The organism is Enterobacter cloacae complex sp. P47BA (genome assembly GCF_014930485.1).
Taxonomy (GTDB): Bacteria; Pseudomonadota; Gammaproteobacteria; order Enterobacterales; family Enterobacteriaceae; genus Enterobacter; species Enterobacter bugandensis.
In genome coordinates, this window is sequence record NZ_JADBRF010000001.1 from 348202 (window position 1) to 374630 (window position 26429).

Annotated in this window: 7 protein-coding genes; 3 read left to right on the forward strand and 4 right to left on the reverse strand. The window is 60.3% G+C overall.

Annotated features, from left to right (window positions below):
* Positions 1-50: 50 nt before the first annotated feature.
* Positions 51-935, forward strand: a complete 885-nt coding sequence (locus IM299_RS01675) for a MarR family transcriptional regulator (protein WP_193357055.1) — start codon at positions 51-53, stop codon at positions 933-935.
* 34 nt (positions 936-969) lie between these two features.
* Here the strand turns inward: IM299_RS01675 and IM299_RS01680 are convergent, their stop codons facing one another.
* The 4 genes from IM299_RS01680 to IM299_RS01695 form a co-directional block, all read right to left on the reverse strand.
* Positions 970-2145 carry an HlyD family type I secretion periplasmic adaptor subunit gene (locus IM299_RS01680; protein WP_193356916.1) on the reverse strand — a complete coding sequence of 392 codons (1176 nt, stop codon included), beginning with the start codon at positions 2143-2145 and terminating at the stop codon, positions 970-972.
* Entirely contained in the window at positions 2142-4319 is a 2178-nt protein-coding gene (locus IM299_RS01685; protein ID WP_193356917.1) for a type I secretion system permease/ATPase, read from the reverse strand. Before IM299_RS01685 ends, IM299_RS01680 begins: the two co-directional genes overlap by 4 nt.
* A gap of 72 nt (positions 4320-4391) precedes the next feature.
* Positions 4392-22397 (reverse strand): Ig-like domain-containing protein, encoded by an 18006-nt coding sequence (locus tag IM299_RS01690; RefSeq protein ID WP_193356918.1) that lies wholly within the window; start codon positions 22395-22397, stop codon positions 4392-4394.
* Positions 22398-22518: 121 nt separating this feature from the next.
* The gene (locus tag IM299_RS01695) at positions 22519-23856 is read right to left on the reverse strand and encodes a TolC family outer membrane protein (RefSeq protein WP_041910078.1); all 1338 of its coding nucleotides are present in this window, start codon (positions 23854-23856) and stop codon (positions 22519-22521) included.
* 716 nt (positions 23857-24572) lie between these two features.
* On the opposite strand from IM299_RS01695, the gene IM299_RS01700 reads away from it, so the two are divergent.
* Positions 24573-25316 carry a DeoR/GlpR family DNA-binding transcription regulator gene (locus IM299_RS01700; protein ID WP_028013082.1) on the forward strand — a complete coding sequence of 248 codons (744 nt, stop codon included), beginning with the start codon at positions 24573-24575 and terminating at the stop codon, positions 25314-25316.
* Positions 25317-25329: 13 nt separating this feature from the next.
* The gene (locus IM299_RS01705; protein ID WP_193356919.1) at positions 25330-26397 is read left to right on the forward strand and encodes an oxidoreductase; all 1068 of its coding nucleotides are present in this window, start codon (positions 25330-25332) and stop codon (positions 26395-26397) included.
* Positions 26398-26429 lie beyond the last annotated feature (32 nt).

Sequence of the window (26429 nt, forward strand, 5' to 3'; positions counted from 1 at the left end):
AGAAGGCTGGATACTTCATCTATCGGCTCATCAAATACGAGAAAAATGCTATGGATAATCACATCTCATCCAGGGCCTTGCTACATCGAAGGGATATTATAAAAAGCAACCCGCGGTTTAGTGAGGCAATATTAGAGCACTACACAATCAATGACGCCATCTACAAAAAACAACCCTTGTTCTACAAGACAATGCTTCAGGAATCACGGTTTAACATTATTCTTTCCATGTGTTGTTTTATATTTGGCAATCAGGCCGAATCCGTCTCAGAGATAAAAGAGTTATGTTCTCGCTATAAAATAGCCAGCCCTAACAGCGTTATTGCGATCATTACGATACTCAGAACCACGGGACGCATCAGGACCTGGCGCTGTACGGAAGACCGGCGAAAAACGAGAATTGCCCCAACCGAAAAAGGATTGAATGAACTCAAACGCTATATGTCCGGTGCATTTTTACCCGTCAGCATTCTTTACCCGACGTTTAATATTGATGTAAATCTGCTGGATAATGACACATTGAGAAATAATTTCTTCCGCCGCGCGGCAGAATATCTTTTCCGGGGATTAACGTTCAGGAAAGTTTTACCGGAAGTGGGATTATTTATTGATAAGGATGGAGGCCGCATGATTATGCTGTATCTTTACCTGCAGGCCATAAAAAACAAATCCGCCCACGGCGCGGTTATTCAATATTCCGCCAGTACGCTCGCTAAAGAATTCTTTGTCTCCCGGATCCACGTCAACCGGATTATCAAATCGGCGCATGAGGCAGGTTATCTTAAAGATCGCGGTGACGGTCGCCTGTCGGTGTATCCGGCGTTTTTCGAACTGGTCGAAAACTATGCCGGATTATATTTCGCCTATGTTACTCATTACATTAACGTGGTGCCGAAGGAGCGACGCCACCCAAACAACGTAACGTCAACGGTATAATACAAATGGCGTTCGGTATCCCGAACGCCAATCTTTATCTCTCGCGCAGCGCCTCTTTTGCCTTGTTCAGCGGTTTCAACAGATAATCCAGGATGGTTTTGCTGCCGGTTTTAATATCTACCGTTGCAATCATCCCTGGAAAGACCGGAAAGTCTTTGCCCTGCTTATTGGTCAGGTGGTTACTGTCGGTGCGGATATAGACGCGGTAGTAGTAGACATCTCTTTTCACCTCGTCCTGCAGGGTGTCCGGCGAAATCATGGTCACCTCGCCCTCCAGCCCGCCATAGATGGAGTAGTCATAGGCCGTAATTTTCACCAGCGCTTTCTGGCCGGGGTGGATAAACGCGACATCGCGCGGCGAGATTTTCGCCTCAACCACCATCTGGTCGTCCAGCGGGACCAGACTCATCAGCTTGCCGTTCGGGGGAATAACGCCGCCCACGGTCGTCACGTCAATATCCTTCACAATCCCACGCACCGGCGCGTTGAAGGTCAGCCGGGTCAGGGAGTCCTCACGCCCTTTCATCACCGAACGCTGGGCTTCAATCTCCGCGTTGGCTTTCGCCAGCTCTTCACGGGCGCGGACGTAATACTGATTTTTCATCTCGGTGATTTTATTCTCAAGCTCATTTTTTTGACGCTCAAGACGTAACACCTCAACCTTGCTGGCCGCCCCCTGGGTCACCAGCGGACGGGTCAACGACAGCTCGCGCTGCACCAGCTCGGCGCCCTGACGTAAGCCGGCCAGCCCTTTTTCAAGGCTCTCGCGACGGGACTGATAGAGCGCCGTTTCCTGTTTGACCAGCTCAACGTCATCGTCCAGTTCCTCGGGAAACGCGAGTTCCGTGTCGTTAACTTCGGCCTTCAGTCGCGCAGCCGTTGCCAGCGCCGCGTTCAGACGAGACTCGCTCTCCAGCACGCTGGACTCGGTTTTAGTCCGGTCAAGCTGTGCCAGCCGCTGACCACGCTCAACGATATCGCCTTCGCGCACCAGCAGGCTGTGGATAATCCCCCCTTCCAGGGACTGAATCACCTGCTCATGGGAAGACGGGATCACCTTGCCGCTGCCGGTCGTGACTTCGTCCAGCTGGAACAGGCTCGCCCAGGCGATAAACACCGCCAGCAGGGCGAACAGCGACCATGCCACCAGCGAGGATCGCGGCAGGCGCGGCTCTTTCAGACGGCTGTTATAACGGGAGAAATCGTTCATGCCGCACCCTCCTCTGCAACAGCCGCCGGCTTCATGGTCACGGTGCGCTGTGCCGCCTTTTGCGGCGCCAGCCCGTGCTGATGCAGGATCGCGTCGCGCGGGCCGTCCATCACCACCTTGCCGTTTTCCAGCACAATAATGCGGTCGACCAAATCCAGAATCGGCAGGCGATGGGTTGCCACCACCAGCGTCCGGCGCTTGCCCAGCCATTTGTGAAGATGCTGAATAAACTGCTTCTCGCTCATCTCGTCCAGCCAGGCGGTAGGTTCATCCAGCAGCAGAATGTTCGGCGAGGTGATCAGCGCGCGGGCCAGCAGCAGCGCCTGACGCTGTCCGCCTGAAAGCCCAGCTCCCCCTTCGTTGATGATATAGTTCAGCCCCATTTTCTGTTTGCGCACAAACTCCAGCGCGCCGCTATTGACAAGCGCCTGATGAATTTCATCGTCGGTGGCTAGCGGGTTCCCCATCAGGATATTGTCCCGCACGGAGCCAAAGAACAGCCGCGCCTGCTGGCTAAGCAGCTGCATGTCGCGACGCAGGTCGGCCGGGTCCAGATGATTGAGAGCAATATCGTCCAGCAGAATGCTCCCCTGCTGCGGCTCCTGCATGCCCGCCAGAAGCTGCAGCAGCGTGCTTTTACCGGAGCCGTTACGCCCGAGCACCGCCACGCGCTCACCGGCGCGAATCTGCAGTTTGCTGATGTTCAGCACGGTGAGTTTCTCTTCTTCGTCATAGTAGAAGCCGACGTCTTCCAGCCGGTAATCCCCGCGCAGGTGGGCTTTATGCACCTTCTTCCCGTGCTGCGGATCGTCAATCGGGCGCTGCATCAGGTCGTCCAGCCCCTTGCGGGCCACTTTTGCCGACTGCCAGCGCGAGAGCACGCCAGAGATCTGCGACAGCGGCGCGATGGTACGCGATGCCAGAATCGAGGTTCCCACCAGCGCACCAGTGGTCATGTCGCCGCTGATGACCAGGTAACAGCCCACCAGCAGGACTACCGCATAGACGATGGACTGCACCTCCTGGGTCCAGGTCAACAGCAGCCCCGTCAGCCAGCGCTGCTTCATGCTGACGCTGGCGGCCACGTCGTTGGTGTTGTTCCACTGGTTCTGGAAACGCTGCTCAGCGCGCATCAGCTTGATGTCTTCAATGCCCTGCACCGCCTCCACCAGCGTCGCGTTACGAATGGCAGATTCGCGCATCCCTTCGCTGGAGAGTTTCCCCAGCGGGCGCTGCACCAGCAGGCCCGGAATGAGCAGCAGCGGCACGGCGAGCAGGACCACCAGCACCAGTGGGCCGCCAATCATCCACAGAATAAAGACGAACAGCAGGAAGAACGGCAGATCGGAGATCGCCGCAATGGTGGTGGAGGTGATGAGCTCACGCACCGACTCCAGCTCGCGGATCTGGGCGATAAACGATCCGGTTGATTTGGAGCGCGCCCCGTTTTTAATCCGCAGCGCGTGGGCAAAGACGCGTTCTGAAATGCGCAGGTCGGCGCGTTTCCCCACCACGTCCGAAATATGCACGCGCAGCATGCGCATGATGAATTCAAACACGATGGCGAGCATGACGCCGCCAAACAGCACCCACAGCGTGGCCTCCGACTGCGACGGCACCACCCTGTCATACACCTGCATGGAAAAGACCATGCCGGAGAGTGCCAGCACGTTAGCGACCAGCGCCACCAGCATGATGTCGCTGTAGCGGCGCCAGTCCTTCAGCGCCAGCTGCCAGAACCAGTTTTTCTCATACGGTTTGATGTAGTCGTCCACGCGTGCATCAGGCGTAGACTCTAGCGGGCGCAGCACCAGCAGCGTTTTCAACCGTGAGCCGAGCGCGTCCCGCGTTAGCGTCGTCTCCAGCCCGCCGTCGCCGCTGAACTGCAGGCTGACGTTGCCTTCGTTGTCCATGCGGTTAATGACCGCGATTTGACCGCCAGTGAATTCCGCCAGCAGCGGCAGGCGCCACGGATCGAGAGATGTTGCATCCGTCGCCACGCGCATTCCCAGCCCTAGCTGGCGCGCCATTTCCTCCAGCACCAGCTGGCGCGGAGACTGACTTTCATGGTTAATCGTGACCCGAACGTGCTCCACCGAAAAGTCCAGCCGGTAGTGCTTCGCGATGATGAGCATGCCCTGCAGCCAGGGTTCGTACTGTGGATGTGTCTTCATAATCTCCGGGTTAACGCCATTCGTGTAAAGAAACGCCAAAAGGCCGCGAGGATTGCTCCCCGCGGCGTTGGTTTACGCAATTAACAGCTGATGATTCGCCAGCAGCGTCGCAAGGTCCGTCTGCACGCCGTTCAGCGTCACCAGGGTGGTTGGCGAGAACTGGCCGCCGGTACCGTCCAGATCCACCTGGATTTCGGTATTGCTGCCGTTCTGCACCACGCGGACGTAATCGGTGATGTTGCCCGCGCTGCTGTCCAGCGTGGCCACGCCGTTCACGTAGCTCGCCGAGCCCGTGCCGGTATAGCCGCTACCGGAGAGCAGATCGCGCAGGTCAATACGATCCGTGTCCGCGGTCCCTTCCCAGGTGCCGACGGTGAAGCCGTTCACCACGTCGTGACCGTTACCACCCGTCGCGTCCGACGCGTTGATCAGCTTGTAGAGCAACGTATCGTGACCGCCGCTGCCGATGTTGAAGGTGTCGTTCCCGCCGCGGCCTTCGAACTGGTTATCACCGCTGTTGCCAGTAATGACGTCGTCGAAGTTCGAGCCGTTGATGCCCTCAATGTTGAGCAGTCGTGACGTACCGAACCCGGTGTCCTGCGCGGTAGAGAGACGCAAATCAACGGTTACGCCGGAGGTCGCATTGCGGTAATCCACCACGTCCATCCCGCCGGTGTTGCTCCAGGTGTCGTAGTCAGAATGGGTATTCCAGCCGCCGGAGCCGTTGTAGGTATAGGTGCCATCCTCTGCGATAAAGGTGTCGTTATACCCGGTCCCGGTGAGGGTCCCGCTGTGGCCGCCGGTGGCCGCTTCGGCCGTCAGGACGTAGCCCTCTTTGCCGTTGCCCGCCTCCAGACCGCTCCAGGTGACGTTATCCGACACGCCGTTGGTAATCTTCAGGATCTCGGCCGAATAGGTTTCATTCGGATCCAGCCCGTAGAAGCTCACCAGCGCAGAGGTATCGTTCGAACCAATACCAGACTGGGCGTTAATGATCTGCGAAGCCACCAACACGCCCGCGGCGTTGTACAGATTGACCGTGTTGCCGTAGAAGGCGTTGATGCCCTCGCTGTCGACAATGTGCAGGTGCATCGCGGTACCGTCGGCAATTTTGGCGCTGTTTTGCACCAGCACCACCTTGCCGTTCTGCTGCGACACCAGCAGATCCTTCGCGCCGTCCCAGTTGTAGTCCACTGCCGCCACGCCGGTGGCGTAGGCCAGGCCAGTCTTAAGCTGGCTGGCGGTCCAGCTGGAACCGTAGCCGTTGTTGGTGAACAGCGTCGCCGTCTGTGAACCGCCGTAGGTGCTGAGCTTGATGATGTCCATCTGCCCGTCACCGTTCCAGTCCACCGCCACCGAGAGATACCCCGCCGTGGCGTTAGAGGCTTCCACTGCGCTCTTGGTGGTGGAGAGCTTCCCGGTACCGTCGTTGTAGTAGATCACCCCGCCGTTGTTGTTGTAGCTGCTGCCAAGGTACAGATCCATGTAGCCATCGCCGTTGAAGTCTGCCCACGTCATGGACGCCGCCGTGGTGGTGTTCGCGGCGTTGACCACGAATACGTTGGTCATGTTCTGGCCGATGGAGAGCGTGCCGTTACCGTTGTTGTTGATCACAGTTAACGAGTACGCGCCGCTGCGGTTTGTGTGCTGAACAATATCCACCGTACCGTCGTTGTTCAGGTCAACGCCGGAAATTTCGCGCATGGTGGTGAATTGTCCCCAGAACCCCGCGCCGCCGTTGGTGCCGTCAGGCGAGAGAACCCCGTTGTTGTTGATCAGGTACGTTATGGAGTCTGCACCCGCATCGCCGTACGCCAGATCCAGGTAGCCATCGCCGGTTTTATCGTAGGCAATGACGCCGCCGTACCAGATGGTGGTCCCCATCGCCAGCTGGCTGGCGTTATAGGTGCTGCCATCGTAGGTCCACATCACCTGAGTAGACCCGGCGTAGGTATTCTCGGTCGCGAAGATATCCTGCGTGCCGTTACGGTCAAAGTCGGCGGCGGTCTGGCTCACCACGTAGTAGCCGCGGGTGTTGGTCAGCGTATTTCCGGCATAGGTCGAGCTATCGCTACTGGAGTAAGCCTGAGTGTTCGCAATGATATTCCACAGACCGCTGCTGTTGATGCCGAGCGTCATGGTGGAGTTATTGCTGTTCCCCGCCGTGGTTGCCCAGTCGGTATTCACCGAGGTGGTGTCAATCACCAGGCTGCCGGTCGTCGTACCGGTGGTGTTGCCGTTACCCGCGCTGCTCTTCACCTGCGCCGTGACGCTGTAGCTCGCCACGCTCAGGGCATCGCCGTCCGGGATCTGCAGATACCAGGTGTTGTGATCCGGGTCGACCACCACCGCACCGCCCGTCTGGGAGGTGTAGGTTTTGCCGTTTACCGTCACCACCAGGTATTCGCCGTTCACCAGGTCAGCGGAGACGGTACCGCTGACGATTGGGGTGGTATCCGACGTGGTCTGGGCGGTAATCGCCGCCGTGGTGGTCGGGATACTGGTATCAACGTTCAGCACGAAGCCGTCAGATTCCGTGTAGTTACCGGCTTTGTCGGTCACGCGCACGATGTACGTGTGGTTGCCATCGCTCAGGCCGTTATCCTGGAAGGACCAGCTTGCGCTGCCGTTCATGGTCACCTGACCGAGCAGAACGCCGTCGCGGTATAGCTGGACGATCTCGCCGTCTTCAGGGGCGCGGTTGAGCGTACCGTTGATCAGCGGTGCGTTATCGTCCGTGGCCACCGTGCTGCCAAAGGTGCCCTGACGCTCGCCTTCACCGTCGGTATAGCTCACTACCGTGCCAACCGTGGTCGGCGGCGTGGTGTCTACCGTGACGACCTGAGACGCGGTGGAACCCACGTTGCCCGCCTGGTCGATAATCCGCACCTGCCAGGTGTAGTCTCCGTCAGGCAGAGCGCGGGTATCGGTGTAGCTCCAGCGCTGGTTGGTGACCGTGGCGTCAACCCAGGTGTTTCCGCCGTCGAGGCTGATCTGCACCCGTTCGTCGCTCGCCAGCGCGCTGCCCAGCGAGCCGTTGATGGTCAGGGTGGTGTCCATAGTGATGAAATCACTCCCGGACTGCCCGGTATCATCGCTGATGCTGTCGATGGTGATGCCGTACTGCGGCGCCTGGGTATCCACTGTCACGGTCTGGGTGGTAGTGGCACCGACGTTGCCCGCCTGATCGACTACCCGCACCTGATAGCTGTAATCCCCGTCGGCCAGGGTGCGCGTGTCGTTATAGCGCCACTGGGTACCGCTTACCGTGGCATACACCCAGGTGCTGCCGCCGTCCAAGCTCACCTGCACGTACTCACCCGCCCCTAACTCTGCGCCAAGCGTGCCATGCAGCGTGTACGAGGTCGAACTGGTCAGGAAGTCGTTATTGTCGAAGCCAGTATCCACGGTGATGTTATCCACCGTCACCGTAATCGCCGCATCCGGGGCGACCGTATCGACGGTCACCTGCTGATGGGCGCTGGCGCCCACGTTGCCCGCCGCATCCACCACGCGCACGTAGTAGTCATAGGTCTGGTTACCCAGCGTACGTCCGTCCACGTAGTACCAGCTGTTGCCGGTGACAATCACGTTCTGCCAGGTGACGCCGCCGTCGATGCTGATCTGGGCATACTCGCCGTCGGCCAGCGTCGCGCCGAGCGAGCCGTGCAGCGTCAGGGACGTATCGTTGGTGATAAAGTCGCTGCTGCTCAGGCCGGTATCGTCGCTGATGCTGTCGATAGCGATCGTTTTGCTGGCGTCCGGCGCAACCGTATCAATCGTCACGACCTGGCTGGCGGTGGCGCTGATGTTGCCCGCGTCGTCAATCACGCGCAGCTGGTAGTTGTAATCCCCGTCGGCCAGCGTACGACCGTCCACGTAGGTCCAGGTCAGGCCGCTCACGCTGACGTCGGTCCAGGTGACGCCGCCGTCGAGGCTGATCTGCGCGTGGTCGCCGCTGCCCAGCGCCGCGCCGAGCGTCCCTTTCAGGCTGATCTGGTTGTCGCTGGTGATAAAGTCGCTGCCGGACAGGCCGGTATCCTGGGTGACGGAATCCACGGTAATGGTCGTTGCCGCAGGCTTCGTCAGATCAATTACCACGTCCTGGCTGTCCGTTGCCCCCACGTTGCCCGCGCTATCGATCACCCGCACCTGGTACTGATACGTACCGTCCGTCAGGGTGCGGCCATCGGTGTAGCGCCACGTGGTGCCGGTCACCGTCAGGTCAATCCAGGTGGTGCCGCCGTCGAGGCTGATCTGCGCCTTCTCGTTATTGCCGAGCTGCGAGGTCAGCAAGCCGTTGACGACGACCTGGCTGTCGTTGGTGATGAAATCCGTTGCGCTCAGGCCGGTGTCGTTTTGCAGCGAATCAATGCTGATGCCCATCGACGGCGCGGTGAGATCGACGGTGACGGTGTGGTTATCGCTGGCGCTGTTGCCGATGGCGTTGCTGACCTGCGCCTTAATCACGTACGAACCGCCGTCTGCCAGCGCGGTGACGTCTGCGCTGCCCACCTTGTAGCTCCAGGTACCGTCATTCTGCACGGTCGCCGCGTAGGTTTTGCCGTTCAGGGTGATGGTCACCGTCTGGCCCGCAGGCGCGTCGGTGGTGCCGCTGACGACCAGCGGCGTGCCGTGTTCGGCCGCGTTGACGATATCGTCCTGCGCAAAGGTGTTAATGGTGATGGTTGGGACATCGCCATTCAGCGTCACGTCATGCGTTGCGCTACCCGGGTTGCCCGCCCTGTCGCTTACCGACGCGGTAATGGTGTAATCCCCGTCGCTCAGGCCGAGGAAATCACGCCCCGGCACGAAGACCGACCACGTTCCGTCCGCCCCGACGGTCGCCTGATAGCTGTGCCCGCTGAAGGAAACGGTCACCGTCTGGCCCTGTTCTGCCGTGGTGGTGCCGCGGATGGTCTGACCCGCCAGCTGCTCCGCGTTGTTGACAATATCGTCATCCGCCACGGTGCTGATGGTCACGGTCGGCGCAGCGGTATCCACCGTTAAGGTGTGCGTGGTCTGGCCGCCGTTACCGGCTTTGTCGTTGACCGACGCGGTGACCGTCAACGCCCCCTGGCTCAGGATAGCCAGATCTGCCGCCGGCACATCGAGCGTCCAGGTGCCGTCGCTGCCCACAAGCGCAGTGTAGGTTTTGCCGCCCAGCGTCACGGTGACGGTCTGGCCCGCCTCCGCGCTGGTCGACCCGTGTACCGTCAGCGGCTGCTGCGCTTCCAGCGCATTCAGCATGTCGTCACCCGACAGCGTCGCAATGCTCACGACAGGCGCGGTGGTATCCACGCTGATGCCGTGCGTCGCCGAGGCGCTGTTGCCCGCGCTGTCCTGCGCCGACACTGATACCTGATAGCTCGCGCCATCGGCCAGGGCACCCACGTCTGCGGCCGGAACGGTGGTCGTCCAGCTGCCGTCGTTCTGGATGGTGGCCGTATAGGTCTTGCCGTTCAGCGTCACGGTGACCTGCGTCCCGCTGGCGAACTGGGCGCTGGAGCCGTTAATCACCAGCGAACTACCCGCTTCTGTCGCGTTGATGACGTCGTCACCGCTGAGGGTGTTCACCGTCAGCGCCACGGAAGCCGTGTTCACTACCACATCGTGAGTCTGGGTGCTGCTGTTGCCCGCGCTGTCGGTAATGGTCGCGCTAATGGTCACGGTGCCGTCGGTCAGGGCAGAAATCACGCTGGCCGGAACGCCCACGCTCCAGTTGCCGCTGGCGTCAACGGTGGTGGTGTACTGGTTTGAACCGATGGTGATGACCAGCTTATCGCCGACGCTCGCGCCGGTTGCCGTGCCGCTCACGATCTGCGCCTGCCCGTGCTCCACGCTGTTGATGACGTCATCGCCCGCCACGACGTTAAAGCTGACGGACGGCGGTGTGGTATCAAGCGTAATCGCTTTGCCCGCGCTGCCCGGGTTACCCGCGGCGTCGCTCACGCTGACCTGCACGGTGTAGCCGTTATCGGCCAGTGCGGAGAGGTCGGTGCCCGGCACGTTGACGCTCCAGATACCGCCCTGCTGCACCTGAGCGGTATAGCTCTTGCCGCCCAGCGTCACGGTGACCGTCTGCCCGGCTTCCGCCGTGGTGGTGCCGGAGATGGCCACGCCCGCAGCCGCTTCGCTGCCGTTAATCACGTTATCACCTGCCACCGTATCAATGGTCACGGTTGGCGCAGTCGCATCCACGCTGTACTCGCGGCCTGCCGTCGCGCTGTTGCCGTGCACGTTGGTGACGCTCACCTGCACGCTGGCGTCGCCGTCCTTCAGGCCCGCGAGATCCGCGGAAGGCACGGTGGCCGTCCAGTTGCCGTCGGCATCCACTTTCGCGGTGTAGGTTTTGCCGCCGAAGGCGATTGTGACGGTCTGGTTTTCCTCCACGTTCGAGGTGCTGCCCGAGAGCACCAGATCCGCGCCTTTCTCCGCCGCGTTAATCACGTCGTCGGTGGCGATCGCATCGATGCTGATAGCCACAGCCGCCAGATCGACGGTGACGTCGTGACTGATGGAGACCGGGTTGCCCGCGCTGCTCTGACCTGCCACGGTGACGGTCACCGCGCCTGCTGCCAGGGCACCCACGTCTGCGGCCGGGATCGCCGCACTCCAGGTACCGTTCGCCAGCACGGAGGCCGCATAGGTTTTGCCGTTAACGGTCACGGTGAGCGTGGTGCCCGCCGCCAGCCCGTCGCTGGAACCGGTGACGATCAGGTTCTGTCCGTGCTCGATGCTGTTGATCACATCATCGCCCGCCACGGTATTAATACGCAGACCCGGCAGGCTGGCGTCTATAACGATTTCGCGCTCGCCCGCGCCGGTATTGCCGTGGCCGTTGGTGACGGTCGCCGACACGGTCAAATCGCCGTTGCCCAAGGCCGTCAGGACGGACTCCGGCACGCTCACGGACCAGGTCAGATCGCTCTGCACCGTCGCGGTGTAGCTGTTGCCGCCGATGTTCACCGTCACCGTGTTACCGGCTTCCGCGTTCGCCACCTTACCGGTGATGGTCTGGCCTGCCGCCACTTCTGCCGCGTTGATGACGTTATCACCCGCCACGGTGTTGATGGTGACGGTCGGCAGCGCGGTGTCGACCAGCAGGTTCGCCGTATTGCTGACGCTATTGCCCACGCCGTTGGTCGCGGCTGCGCTCAGGGTGTAATTCGCTTCGCCCAGACCCGCCAGATCCGCCGCCGGAACCGTCAGGCTCCAGGTGCCGTCTGCGGCGGTCGTTACAGTGTAGCTTTTTCCGTTGAGGGTCACGGTCACCAGGGTGCCTTCCGCGAGGTTGGCGCTGGTGCCGCTGACGCTTAGTTCCTGACCTTTTTCCACCGCGTTCAGGACGTTATCGCCGCTGATGGCGTTAAAGCCCACGGACGGCAGCCCGGTGTCCACGGTGACGTTATGGCTGCCGCTGCCGGTGTTGCCCGCCGCGTCGGTAACAGACGCAGTGACGGTCACGGTGCCGTCGCTGAGCCCGGAAATCACGCTCGCCTGAACGCCCACGCTCCAGTTACCCGCCGCGTCCAGCACGGTGGTGTACGTCTGGCCGCCAATCGTGACGGTGACCTTATCGCCCGCTGCTGCGCCGGTGGCGGTGCCGCTGATGATTTGCGCCTGCGCGTGCTCAGCGAGGTTAATCACGTCATCGCCCGCCACGGTGTTGATGGTCACCGCAGGCACGGTCACGTCCACCGTCAGGTTATGGTTTACGGATGCCGGGTTGCCCGCCTTGTCGCTTACGCTCACGGTCACGGTGACGCTGCCGTCATTAAGCGCGGCCAGATCCGCCGACGGAACGTTTAGCGTCCAGCTGCCGTTCGCGCTGACGGTTGTGGTGTAGTCCTTGCCGTTCAGCGACACAGTCACCGTCTGGCCCGCTTCGGCGGTGCTGGTGCCGGAAACCGTCAGGTCAGACTGCGCTTCCGTGGCGTTCAGGATGTCGTCGGTCGCAATCGTATTGATGGTGACGGACGGCGCGGTGGCATCCACGCTGTACTCGCGGCCCGCCGAAGCGCTGTTGCCGTTCACGTTGGTGACGCTCACCTGCACGCTGGCGTCGCCGTCCTTCAGGCCCGCCAGATCCGCAGCCGGCACGGTATAGGTCCAGTTGCCGTCTGCTTCTACGGTAGTGGTGTAGATTTTACCGTTCAGGCTCAGGGTGACGGTCTGCCCGGCTTCCACGTTGGTGGTCGCGCCGGACAGCACCAGATCCGCCCCTTTCTCCGCCGCGTTGATCACGTCGTCGGTGGCAATGGCGTTGATGCTGATGGCAACGGTAGCCAGATCGACGGTCACGTCGTGGCTGATGGTAATCGGGTTACCCGCCGCGCTGTCGCCGGTGACGCTGATTTTGACGGTGCCTTCCGGCCACGCGCTCACGTCAGCAGACGGAACCGCCGCGCTCCAGGTGCCGTCCGCCAGCACCGTCGCCGCATAGTCTTTGCCGTTCACGGTAACGGTCAGCGCCGTGCCCGCCGCCAGCCCGTCGCTGGAGCCGGAAACGATCAGGTTCTGCGCATGCTCAATGCTGTTGACCACGTCGTCGCCCGCCACGGTGTTCACGCGCAGGCCCGGCAGGTTAGCGTCGATCGTAATATCGCGCTCCCCGTTGCCGGTGTTGCCGTGGCCGTTGGTGACGGTTGCCGTCACGCTCAGGCTGCCGTTGCCGAGTGCGGTCAGCACATCAGACGGCACGTTCACGGACCAGCTCAGATCGTTCTGCACCGTTGCGGTATAGCTGTTGCCGCCAATGTTCACCGTCACCGTGTTGCCCGCTTCAGCATTCGCCACGGTACCGCTCAGGGTCTGGCCTGCCGCCACTTCCGCCGCGTTGATTACGTTATCGCCCGCCACGGTGTTGATGGTGACGGTCGGCAGCGCGGTGTCGACCAGCAGGTTCGCAGCGCTGCTCACGCTGTTGCCCACCCCGTTGGTGGCGGTAGCATTGAGGGTGTAACTGGCCTGACCGAGACCGGCCAGATCCGCAGCCGGAACCGTCAGGCTCCAGGTGCCGTCCGCCGCCGTCGTCGCGGTGTAGTTTTTACCGTTCAGGGTCACGGTCACCACGGTGCCTTCCGCCAGGTTGGCGCTGGTGCCGCTGACGCTCAGATCCTGACCTTTTTCCACCGCATTCAGGACGTTATCGCCGCTGATGACGTTGAAGTTGACCGATGGCAGACCGGTATCGACGGTCACGTTATGGGTGCCGCTGCCGGTGTTGCCCGCCGCGTCGGTAACAGACGCAGTGACGGTCACGGTGCCGTCGCTGAGGCCAGAAATCACGCTCGCCGGAACGCCCACGCTCCAGTTCCCCGCCGCGTCCAGCACGGTGGTGTACGTCTGGCCGCCGAGGGTGACGGTGACCTTATCGCCCGCTGCCGCGCCGGTGGCGGTGCCGCTGACGATCTGCGCCTGACCGTGCTCGGCGACGTTAATCACGTCGTCGCCCGCCACGGTGTTGATGGTGACCGCTGGTACGGTCACGTCCACCGTCAGGTTATGGTTTACGGATGCCGGGTTGCCCGCCTTGTCGCTCACGCTCGCGGTAACGGTGACGCTGCCGTCATTAAGCGCGGCCAGATCCGCCGCCGGAACGTTCAGCGTCCAGCTGCCGTCCGCGCCGACGGTTGTGGTGTAGTCCTTGCCGTTCAGCGACACGGTCACGGTCTGGCCCGCTTCGGCGGTGCTGCTGCCGGAAATCGCCAGGTCAGACTGCGCTTCCGTGGCGTTCAGAATGTCGTCGGCCGCAATCGTATTAATGGTGACGGATGGCGCGGTGGCATCCACGCTGTACTCGCGGCCCGCCGAGGCGCTGTTGCCGTTGACGTTGGTGACGCTTACCTGCACGCTGGCGTCACCGTCCTTCAGGCCCGCCAGATCCGCAGCCGGCACCGTGGCGGTCCACTTACCCGCCGCGTCCACCGTGGCGGTGTAGTTCTTGCCGCCGAAAGTGATGTTGACGGTTTGATTTTCCTCCACGTTTGAGGTGGTGCCGGAGAGCACCAGATCCGCCCCTTTCTCCGCCGCGTTAATCACGTCGTCGGTGGCAATGGCGTCGATGCTGATAGCGACGTTCGCCAGATCCACCGTCACATCGTGGCTGATGGAAACCGGATTACCGGCGCTGCTCTGGCCCTCAACGGTCACGGTGACCGTGCCCGCTGCCAGCGCACCCACGTCCGCCGCCGGGATTGCGGCGCTCCAGGTGCCGTCCGCCAGCACGGTCGCCGGATAGGTTTTGCCGTTTACGGTCACGGTCAGCGCCGCACCCGCCGCCAGCCCGTCGCTGGAGCCGGTGATAATCAGGTTCTGTCCGTGCTCGATGCTGTTGATCACGTCATCGCCCGCCACGGTGTCCACGCGCAGGCCCGGCAGGCTGGCGTCTATTGCGATCTCACGCTCGCCGCTGCCGCTGTTGCCCACGCCGTTCGTCACGCTGGCGGTTACAGTCAGATCGCCGTTGCCCAGCGCCGTCAGGACCGATTCCGGTACATCGACGGACCAGGTCAGATCGCTCTGTACCGTTGCGGTGTAGCTGTTGCCGCCAATCGTCACGGTCACGGTGTTGCCCGCTTCGGCATTCACCACGGTGCCGCTAATAGTCTGGCCTGCGGCCACTTCTGCCGCGTTGATGACGTCATCGCCTGCCACGGTGTTGATCGTGACGCCCGGCAGAACGGACTCCACGTTGACGGTGTGCGAGGTGCTGGTGCTGTTGCCGACGCTGTCCGTTGCGGAGGCAGTGACGGTGTAAAGCGCTTCACCCAGCTTTCCTACCTCGCTCGCCGGAACGGTCGTGGACCATTGGCCGTTGGCCTCAACCGTGGCGCTGTAGGCTTTGCCGTTGAGCATCACGGTCACCACCGCGCCCGCCGCCAGTCCGGAAGCCGTACCGGTGATGGTCAGATCCTGCGTTTTCTCGCTGCTGTTGATCACATCGTCACCGGAGACGGTGTCGATGGTCAGCACCGGCGCGCTCAGGTTGACTTCCACCTCGCGCGTCGCGCTGTTGCTGTTTCCGGCTTTGTCGGTCAGCGCCGCGGTGATGGTGTAATCCCCGGCGGTCAGGGTACCGACGTCCACCGCAGGCACGCCCACGCTCCAGTTGCCGGACGCATCCAGCGTCGCCGTGTAATCTTTGTTATTGATGGTGACGGTCACCACGTCGCCCGCCGCCGCGCCGGTCACTGAGCCGGTGACGATCAGAGCCTGCCCATGCTCGGCGCTGTTGATCACATCGTCATTGGAAACGGTGTTGATGGTCAGCTGTGGCACGGTGGTATCGACCAGCACATCGCGTGCCGCGGAGGCCGGGTTGCCCGCTTTGTCCGACACGGTGGCGCTGACGGTATAGTTCCCGTCGGTAATCGCGCCCAGATCCGCAGAAGGCACAGTCACGCTCCAGCTGCCGTTTGCCTGCACGGTGGTGGTGTAATCCACGCCGTTCAGCGTGACGGTCACGGTCTGGCCCGCTTCGGCGTTAGAGACGCCGTTGACGACCAGATCCTGCTGCGCTTCGGCGGCATTGATGATGTTGTTGTCGCTGACGATTTCGATGGAGACCGTCGGCGCGGTGGCGTCCACGCCGTACTCGCGTCCCGCAGAGGCGCTGTTGCCGTTCACGTTGGTGACGCTCACCTGCACGCTGGCATCGCCATCCTTCAGGCCAGCCAGATCTGCCGACGGCACGGTCGCCGTCCAGTTGCCGCTGGCATCCACTTTCGCCGTGTAGGACTTGCCGCCGAACGTGATGTAAACCGTCTGGTTCTCTTCCACGTTGCTGGTGGAACCTGAAAGCACCAGATCTGCGCCTTTTTCTGCCGCATTAATCACGTCGTCGGTAGCAATCGCGTCAATGCTGATAGCAACCGTCGCCAGATCGACCTTCACGTCGTGGCTGATGGAGACCGGGTTGCCTGCCGCGCTATTTCCCTCGACCTTCACGGTGACCGTGCCTGCGCCGAGCGCGCTGACGTCTGCCGCCGGAATGGCCGCCGTCCAGGTACCGTCTGCCAGCACCGTGGCCGCGTAGGTTTTGCCGTTGACGATCACGCTCAGCGCCGCGCCCGCTGCCAGGCCGTCGCTGGAGCCGGTAATAATCAGGTTCTGCGCATGCTCAATGCTGTTAATCACGTCGTCGCCCGCCACGGTATCGACGCGCAGGCCCGGCAGATTGGCGTCGATGGTGATCTCGCGCTCGCCGAAGCCGGTGTTGCCGTGGCCGTTAGTGACGCTGGCTGACACCGTCAGATCGCCGTTACCGATAGCGGTTAAGACCGCGGACGGCACGTTGACCGACCAGCTCAGATCGTCCTGAACCGTCGCGGTATACGTATTGCCGCCGATTGAAAGGGTGACAGTGTCACCGCTCGCCGCGCCGCTCACCTTCCCGCTCAGGGTTTGTCCGGAAGCGACTTCCGCCGCGTTAATCACGTCATCGATGGCGATTGCGTTAATGGTAACCTGCGGCAGCGTGCTGTCGACCAGCACGCTGTGGCTGGCGTTCGCGCCGTTGCCTGCGCTATCGGTCACGCTTGCCGTGACGGTATAGCTCGCTTCGCCCAGCGCAGAGACGTTCGCCGCCGGAACGGTCACGCTCCAGCCGCCGCTGGCGTTGGTGGTCGCGGCGTAGCTGATGCCGTTCAGGGTCACCGTAATGGCTGTACCTTCCGGCTGGTTGCTGGTGCCCGAAATCTGCAGATCCTGGCCTTTCTCGACCGCGTTAATCACGTCGTCAAGCGCCAGGGTATTGATGGCAATCTCCGGCGCGGCCAGGGAGACGTCAAATTCATGCGTGGCGGTGGTGCTGTTACCCGCTTTGTCGGTGAGGGTCGCGGAGATCGTCTGCTCGCCGTTAGCCAGCGCGCCCACGTCTGCCGCCGGAACGCCCACGCTCCAGCTTCCGGACGCGTCCAGCATCGCGGTGTAGTCTTTGCCGTTCAGGGTGACGGTAATGACGTCACCCGCCTGCGCGCCCGTGACCTTGCCGGAGACGATCAGCGCCTGGCCGTGCTCGGCAATATTCACGATGTCGTCGCCCGCGACGATGTTGAAACTAATCTGCGGTACGGTGGTATCCACCAGCACGGAGGCATCCGCGCTGGCCGGGTTGCCGGCTTTGTCGGACACGGTCGCCGTGACCGCCGCGCTGCCGTCGGTGATGCCCGCCAGATCGGCTGCCGGCACGACCAGCGTCCAGCTACCGTCAGCCTGCACCTGCGCGGTGTACTGGTTGCCGTTGAAGGTTACGCTGACCGTCTGGCCTGCTTCGGCAGTGGACGTCCCGCTCAGGGTCAGATCCTGCGCTGCCTCAGCCGCATTCAGTATGTTGTCGCCGCTGATGGTATTGATGGTCACCGTTGGCGCGGCGGTATCGACGCTGAACTCCTGCGCAGACGACGCCGCGTTGCCGTTCACGTTGCTCACGCTGACCTGCACGCTGGCGCCGCCGTCCTTCAGGCCGCTCAAATCGGCTGCCGGTACGGTGTACGTCCAGTCGCCGTTGGCGTTCACCGTCGTGGTGTAGGTTTTACCCGCAAAGGTGATGGTGACGGTCTGGCCCGCTTCTACGTTCGCGGAGGAGCCGGAAAGCACAAGATCCTGACCTTTTTCTGCCGCGTTGAGCACGTTGTCCGCGGTCACGCTGTTGATGCTGACGGCGACCGGCGCGAGATCGACGTCCACGACGGTGCCGATAGTCACCGGGTTGCCGGAAGGATCCTGCGCGCTTGCCTTGATATCCAGCGAACCGTCCGCCCACTGGGACACGTCCGCTGCCGGAACCGCCGCCTGCCAGGTACCGTCCGCCAGTACGGTTGCGGAATAAATCTTGCCGTTAATGGTCACCGTGACGGTGCTGCCCGATGCCAGATCGGTGCTTGAACCGGAAACAATCAGGTTCTGAGCGTGCTCGATGACGTTAATGACATCATCACCCGCCACGGTATCAATACGCAGGCCCGGCAGTTGGGCGTCGATGGTAAAGTCCAGCGAAGACGAACCGGTGTTGCCGTGCGCGTTGGTGACGCTGGCCGATACGGTCAGTTCGCCGTTGCCGAGCGCGGTTAACTGGCTCTCGGTTAACGGCAGGCTCCATGAGAGATCGTCCTGCACGGTAGCGGTGTATGTCTGCCCGCCGAGGATAATCGTGACGGTATCGCCCGATGCCGCGTTAGAGACCTTCCCGGTCAGGGTTTGCCCTGCGGTGACTTCCGCCGCGTTGACGATATTGTCGGTCGCGAAGGTGTTGATAGTGACTACAGGCAACGCGCTGTCCACCAGCACATCGTGCGAGGTTGAGGCGCTGTTGCCTACATTATCGGTAACGCTCGCCGTCACGGTGTAATTGGCTTCGCCCAGCGCGCTCACCGCAGAGGCGGGCACGGTGACGCTCCAGCTGCCGCTGGCGTTAGTGTTGGCGGTGTAGTTGATACCGTTCAGGTTTACGGTGATTGTGGTCCCTTCCGGCTGGTTGCTGGTGCCGGAAAGCAGCAGATCTTCACCCTTCTCTGCCGCATTGATCACGTCATCTACGGCCAGCGTGTTAATACCGATAACAGGCGTCACGGTATTCACCACCACATCCAGAGAACTGCTGCCGGTGTTGCCGGACCGATCGGTCACGGAGACGTTAATGGTCCAGGTGCCGTCCGTCAGCCCCTGAACGACGGATGCAGGCAGGCCGAGGCTCCAGTTGCCCGCCGCGTCCACCGCGGTGGTGTAGTCCACGTTATTAATAGTGATGGTGACCAAATCGCCCGCCGCAGCGCCGGTGACGGAGCCGCTCAGGATCTGCGCCTGAGAATGGGCCAGCTGGTTAACGGTGTTGGTGTCGGTGACAAAGTCATTAATGGTCACCTGCGGCACGGTGGCATCCACCAGCCCAACGCGGTCCGCACTGCTGCTGTTACCTGCCACGTCGCTGACGGAGGCCGTCACGGTGACAGTGCCGTCTGACAGCGCGCCAACGTCGGCGGCAGGCACGTTCAGCGTCCAGGTGCCGTCAGCTTGCACGGTAGTTTGATAGTTTTTGCCGTTCAGCGTCACGGTGACCGTCTGGCCCGCTTCAGCGGTTGTGCTGCCGCTGAGGACCAGATCCTGCTGCGCTTCTGCCGCATTGATGATGTTGTCGTCGGTCAGATTATCGAGCGTAATGGCCGGCGGCTGCGTATCGACAGTCACCACGCGTGAGGCGTCCGCGCTGTTGCCGCTGACGTTAGTCACGCTGACGCTTACCTGCGCCCGCCCGTCAATCAGCGTTTCCATGGCGTTCGCCGGGACGGTCAGGCTCCAGGAGCCATCCTGCTGCACCTGCGCGGTAAAAGTCTGGTCGGCAAATTTCACCACCACGGTTTGCCCCGCCTCCACGCCCTGCGTCTGGCCGGAAAGGGTTAAGTCGCTCCCTTTTTCTGCCGCGTTCAGCAGGTCATCGCCGGAGACGGTATCAATGGTGACCGCCACGGCGTTGAGATCGAGTTCAATCGGGTGTTCAGCCGCAACGGTGTTGCCCCAGGCATCTTCCGCGCTGACGCTGACCGTCATACCTCCGGCCGTCCAGGCCTGCAGATCCGCAGCAGGAACGCCAATGCTCCAGCCGCCGCTGGCGGTCACCACGGCGTGATAGTCGACATTGTTGATGGTGACGACAATCGGCGTACCTGCGGCCAGATGGGTGCTGGCGCCGGTGACGGTCAGATCCTGCTGCTGCTCGATGGCGTTGATCACATCATCGCCGGAAATGGTGTTTACGCGTAGACCCGGCAGTTCCGCGTTGATATTGATATCGCGCTCGCCGGTGCCAGTATTACCGTGCCCGTTGGTCACGTAGGCGGTAAAGGTCAAATCCCCGTCGCCGAACGCCTGAAGATCCGCTGAAGGGATCGTGACGTTCCAGGTCAGATCGCTGCCCACCGTGGCGCTGTAACTCTTACCGCCAACGGTAACAGACACCGTATCGCCCGCCGCCGCGCCGGTAACGCGGCCACTGAGGGTTTGGTCCACGCCCGCTTCGGCGTTATTAACCAGGTTATCCCCCGCAAAGGTGTTAATGATCACCTTCGGCAGCACGGTATCGACCAGCAGATTCGCCTCTGCGGAGCCGCTGTTACCCACGCTGTCGGTGCCGCTGACGCTGACGCTATAAAGGGTGTTCGCCAGATTCAGGACGTCGGATACCGGCACCTGAACCGCCCAGATACCGTTTTCGACGGTCGCCTGATAGCTGACGTTGTTCAGCGTCACGGTAACGGCGCTGCCGTCCGGCAGGTTGCTGGTGCCGCTCAGGCTCAGCGGCTGCATCGCCTCCCGGGCATTCAGCACGTTGTCCTGGCTGATGGCGTCAATCGTAAATTCCGGTGCGTTACCGCTCAGCACAATGCCGTGCGTGGCGCTACCGGTGTTCCCCGCTGCGTCGGTGACGGAGACGGCAAGGGTGTGGTTGCCCTCCCCCAGCGCGCCGACGACGGAGGCAGGAACGCCCACGCTCCAGCTGCCGTCTGCCTGTACGACGCCGGTGAAGGTCTGGCCGCCAACGGTCACGGTGACGACATCGCCTGCCGCCGCGCCGCTCGCCCGCCCGGAAATAATCTGCGCCTGTCCCTGCTCGCTGGTGTTGAGGATATCGTCGCCCGCGACGGTGTTGATGGTGACGACCGGCGCGTTGGTATCTACCGTGAAATCCGCGGTCACGGACGAGCCGTTGCCTGCTTTGTCGCTGACGTTCACCGTCAGGGTGTGGTGACCCTCATTAAGGGCCTGCACCTCGCTGGCCGCCAGCGTGACGGACCAGGTGCCGTCGCTGCCCACCGTGGCGTTATAATTTTTGCCGTTCAGCGTCACCGTCACAATCTGCCCGGCTTCCGCGTTGGTTTTACCACTCAGCGTTAGCGGCTGGTTGTGCTCAGCGGCATTAATGATGTTGTCCTGCGCGAGCGTATCGACGGAGAGCGTTGGCGCAGCGGTATCCACGCCAATCGTCTGGCTTCCGCTCACGGTGTTACCCGCCGCGTCTTTGCCGCTGACGCTGACGGTCCAGGTACCGTCGCTGAGCGCCTGCGCGTCTGCCGCAGGCACGTTAACGCTCCACGCGCCGTCTGCTCCCACCTGAGCGGTGTAGGTTTTGCCGTTCAGCGTTACGGAAACGTCGGTTCCCTGCGCCAGATGCTGACTGCTGCCGGACAGCGTAAAGCCTGCGGACTGTTCGCTGGCGTTAATCACGTTGTCACCCGCCGTTGTCGCCAGCGTAAGCGTGGCCTCGGACGTAGAAACGGTCACGGTGATGTTGCCCGCTGACGTGGTTTTACTGCCGTCGATCTGCACCACCGACCAGGTGTGCTCTCCGTCGGCCTGGGTCGGGAGTTTTACCGTCCAGGTGCCGTCTTTACCGACCATCGCGCTGGCGATGGTGCTGCCGCTGCCGTCTTTAATCTGGATGGTCGCGCCCGGCTGACCGGTACCGCTGAAGGTCGGCGCGTTATCGTCCGTGAGGGCGTTTGCGCTCAGCACTCCCTGCTTGTCGCCCACCTTGTCCGACAGCAGGAAGGTCGGCGTGGCGCTTTCCACTTCTTTGGTGTTATCAATGACTTTCGTTTTGGTTTCGCCATCACCGCCGTGGGCCAGCAGTGCGCCGATAGCACCGCCGCCTAACGCCGCCCCTGCAATCCAGCCCCACGGGGCATCGCTCAGGGCGCTTCCCTGCTCCAGGAAGGGTTCAATGCTGCTAATGGGTGTGGCCTGCGCGGTTAATTCAGTAGCGGCAACGCCTGACGCTTCCCCGGCATCGGCAAAAGAGAGATGAGTCAGTTCCTGCCCCTCGTTGAACACCAGCTCTGACTGATGTTGGGTTTCAGGATCTTCAACAAAATAGTTATTGCAGCGAATAACGCTGCCGTCCTTCATATAAATGAGAAGGTCTTTACCCTGGCGGACATAACGCACCACGTCCTGAGCAGAGCCCTGAATTTCAATCACGCTCGGCGATGAAATAGAGACCGACAGATTTCCTTCGCCGGTTAATTTCGTTTTCTCCGCCGTTTTGCGAATGATGACATCAACAACCTTTACGTTACTCATATTCCTCTCCTTGCAGGTGTACGGATCCCTGTGGATATATCCACCAGACGGATGTAGCTATCCCTGGGAAAAAACACCCATTATCTTCAGACTTATTTCGTGCAGCTATGCGTGGCTTTTGTTAACTCAAATCGGGTAATTTTGCGGCAGCGTTTTTCTCTATTCCAATAAGCGGCATTAAATTATCAACCGCGGAAGCATAATTAATTGCCGAACTCCAGCCATCATACTCGGCGATTATTTTCGCCGACGTGGCCTGCCAGACATCCTGCTCAACGCTGAGCAAATCATTAATGCTCCGCTTGCTCAGGGTGTATTCATTTTTATAAACCTCGCGGGCCCGCAGCGCATTTTCCAGCTGCCGTTTCCCGGCCTCCATTCTTCCCCGTGCGCCGGTCCAGTCAGCTTGCGCGACGGAGGCCTTTTGCAGCACGTCGAAACGCGCCTGATCGACCTGAGAGGACGCCATCGCCCGGGCGCCCTCAGCCTGACGCACGCGTGCAGATACCGCGCCGCCCTGATAAAGCGGTGCGTCAATATTGAGCTGGATCTGGTCGTCCCAGTATGAGCGGTTGTCCGACTCGTAACGCGTGCGTCCCCCTTTCAGGCTCAGGGTTGGCCAGTGCTGGGACTTCGCTGTTTCAACGCCATACTGGGCCGAACGTTCCATATTCTGCGCGGCCATTACCGCCGGTATTAACGAATAATCAATGCGGTTAAGCGAATCCGGCTCAACGGCGAGGTTTGCGGGTACCGGCGAATAATGATCTGCCTGCATTCCGGTTAATACCGCAAGCCTTGCGCGGGCGCTGTTCAACGCGGCGTTATACTGCGCCACCGTCGCCTGCATGCCGGCAATACGCGTGCGGGTCTGGAGTTCATCGGAGGTGGAACTCACGCCCGCATCGGCGCGCAGTTTTGCCAGCTGCTCCACGTTTTTTAGTGCCTGAACATTCTCTTTTGCCGCCTGTAGCAGGTCGGAATAACGTTTGACCTCCACGTAGCCGAGCGCCGTTTTTTCCGCCACGTCAGAAAGCGTGCTCATCAGCTGGTAGCGGTAGCTATCGCGCTGTGCGGAAGACTGGCTGATGCTGTTGTTGGTCTTGCCAAAATCGTATATCAGCTGGGTCAGGCTCACTCCCCAGGCCGCAGAGTTCTTCAGCGAACCGCTGGAATCGGTGGTCTGGCTATGCCCCGTACTCCCGTTCAACGCTATTTGCGGCATCCAGCCGCTGCGCGCCTCGTCTATTTGCGCCTGACCAATACCTAACTGCGCGGCCTGCTGGCTAATTGACGGATCGCGATCGATAGCGAAAAGAATACTTTCCTTTAAGGTCGTCGTTGCCATCGGGGCAATACCTACCGCGCCACTATTGGCATAAGCCGTATTCAGGGCTAGTGAAATTAACGCCAGCGTAGCTATAAATTGGCGTGAAACAGGCTTGCGTAATATCGTCATTTTATCTCCCTGACTCTGAGTGATACTCAAGAAATTACCCAAAAAGAGGTACAGATAATTAGACAAATATCTTATTTAACTTCCTCGCTAAATTTCAGGTAAAGCTCCCCATACCCATTTCCGATGGAGATGAGATCCGCCTTTGTCTTATTAAATTTAAGAAATTACTTATTTCATAAGTTGATTTGCAGCATAACAAAATGTGGTATAGGCCACTACACCCACAATGTTAATGCGGTGTTACATATAAGAAAAAACATGGGGTTTCTGGACAAAACTCCGAAAGTAGCCTTTCAGATGAAACATCAAAACACACTGTAATTTAAGGAAAATTCTTAATCTCCTCTGCGCACATTTTTGCGTTAATTTCTGAGCGGGTCAGACACAAAGATTTTCAAAGAAGTGTCAACTTAAGTAAGAGCCATCAATTTGTTGAAAAATAATTCTAATAAAAAACATAAATCAGACATTAAATGCTTTATTTTAATTAAATATCAGCATATCCCACCAGTTAATCACAATACAGTGGTTACATAACCCAAATCGTTGATTAAAACATAACATTAACACTGTGGTTAACATTCAGAACGGCTTAATGATATCCGCTTAATATAATTCCAATAATTAAACATCAACCTGGTTTACGATACTCCTTCCTTCTGCGTCAAAATGCTGTATTATGCAATTTATTGCGACATTTTGCAGGATTGCTGCCCATGCACAAAACCGCACGTCAACGCTATGTCCTTGATATTCTCAGTGAACAAGGTCAGGCCAGCATCACCGAGCTGGCAGAAAAGCTGCAGGTTTCGGCGGACACCGTTCGTCGGGATCTGACCGATCTGGAAAATCAGGGGCTTGCCCAGAAGAATCACGGCGGGGCTATTGCTCTGAATCTTTCGGCCATGAATCGTCAGGGCCGCAATACCCTGTTGCCGGAAACCAAGCAGCGTCTGGGGAAACAGGTCGCGCAGGCGGTTCCGCCGGGTTCTACCCTGTTTCTGGATGCCGGCAGTACGGTGATGGCCGTAGCCACTTTTTTGCAGGGGCCTCACACCGTGATCACTACCTCGCTGGATATCGCCCAGCATTTTAGCGACCGGGAAGACATTGAGCTTATTCTGCTCGGCGGAAAATGGGACCCGAAGCAGCGCCTGTTTGCCGGCAGCGCCACGTTGTCCCTGCTGTCACGCTATCGGGCCGATATCGCCATTCTCGGTGCGTGCGCTCTTCATGCCGAACTCGGTTTGAGTGCCGGTAAAGAAGCGGATGCCGAGGTGAAACGCGCGATGCTCGCCGCAAGCCATGCACACTGGATTGTTGCCGATCACCTGAAAGTTAACCGCTGCGAGCCGTATCTGGTCTCCGGGCTCACCGATATTCATCAACTCTTTTTAGATCGTCCCTGGCCTGAGCTTGGGGACCCTGGCGCATTACGGGTCACGGTGTGCGCGCAATAACGTGGAGAAGGTCATGAGTAAAGTTCAAACAATCAACATTGCGCTGATCGGGTATGGTTTTGTCGGTAAAACCTTCCATGCCCCGCTGATCCAGTCCGTGGACGGGCTCAAGCTGGCGGTAGTCTCTTCCCGTGATGAAGAGAAAGTGAAGCGCGATCTTCCGGATGTGCTGGTGGTAGCCAAGCCCGAAGAAGCCATTCAACATCCTGATGTTGACCTGGTGGTCATAGCCTCCCCTAACGCCACCCACGCGCCGCTGGCGACGCTGGCCCTGAACTCGGGAAAACACGTGGTCGTGGATAAGCCTTTCACCCTGGATATGCAGGAAGCCCGGCACCTGATTGCCCTGGCGGATGAAAAGCAGCTTCTGCTCTCCGTTTTCCACAACCGCCGCTGGGACAGTGATTTCCTCGGCATTAAGCAGATTATTGAGCAAGGCACGGTTGGCAAGGTTAAACATCTGGAGTCGCATATTGACCGATTCCGCCCGGAAGTGCGCGTGCGCTGGCGCGAGCAGAACGTCCCCGGCAGCGGTCTGTGGTTTGACCTGGGCCCTCACCTGATCGACCAGACGCTTCAGCTGTTTGGCCTGCCAGAGTCTGTTCAGGGAAATATCGCCACGCTGCGCGACGGCGCAGAGGTTAACGACTGGGCGCACGTGGTCCTCAATTACCCGGATCATAAGGTGGTTCTGCATGCCAGCATGCTGGTGGCTGGCGGTACGGCGCGCTTTACCGTTCACGGGGACAAAGGCAGCGTGGTGAAAGCCAGAATCGATCAGCAGGAAGCGCAGCTGCTGGCTGGCGTAATCCCCGGCAGCGACGCCTGGGGCGAAGACGACGACAGCATGGTGTTCTTCGGAGCTGATGGTGAACCCCAAACGATTGCCACGCCAAAGGGCGATCAGCGGCAGTACTACATCAACGTGCGGGATGCGATGCTCTGGAAGATCGCCAATCCCGTTCATCCTGTCGAGGCGTTAGCGGTTATGGCTGTTCTGGAAGCGGCGGTGAAATCGTCAGAGACGGGGTCAACGCAGACGCTGGCGTTAACTGATGAAGAGCGTGCTCTTCTGGGTTAAAAAACAAGCCGGGTGGCGCTGCGCCGCCCGGC

What these genes read in the sequence shown, in the direction of transcription:
- IM299_RS01700 (WP_028013082.1), top strand. Translation starts at nt 24,573, where the DNA reads ATGCACAAAACCGCACGTCAACGCTATGTCCTTGATATTCTCAGTGAA.
- IM299_RS01705 (WP_193356919.1), top strand. Translation starts at nt 25,330, where the DNA reads ATGAGTAAAGTTCAAACAATCAACATTGCGCTGATCGGGTATGGTTTT.
- IM299_RS01685 (WP_193356917.1), bottom strand. Translation starts at nt 4,319, where the DNA reads ATGAAGACACATCCACAGTACGAACCCTGGCTGCAGGGCATGCTCATC.
- IM299_RS01695 (WP_041910078.1), bottom strand. Translation starts at nt 23,856, where the DNA reads ATGACGATATTACGCAAGCCTGTTTCACGCCAATTTATAGCTACGCTG.
- IM299_RS01680 (WP_193356916.1), bottom strand. Translation starts at nt 2,145, where the DNA reads ATGAACGATTTCTCCCGTTATAACAGCCGTCTGAAAGAGCCGCGCCTG.
- IM299_RS01675 (WP_193357055.1), top strand. Translation starts at nt 51, where the DNA reads ATGGATAATCACATCTCATCCAGGGCCTTGCTACATCGAAGGGATATT.
- IM299_RS01690 (WP_193356918.1), bottom strand. Translation starts at nt 22,397, where the DNA reads ATGAGTAACGTAAAGGTTGTTGATGTCATCATTCGCAAAACGGCGGAG.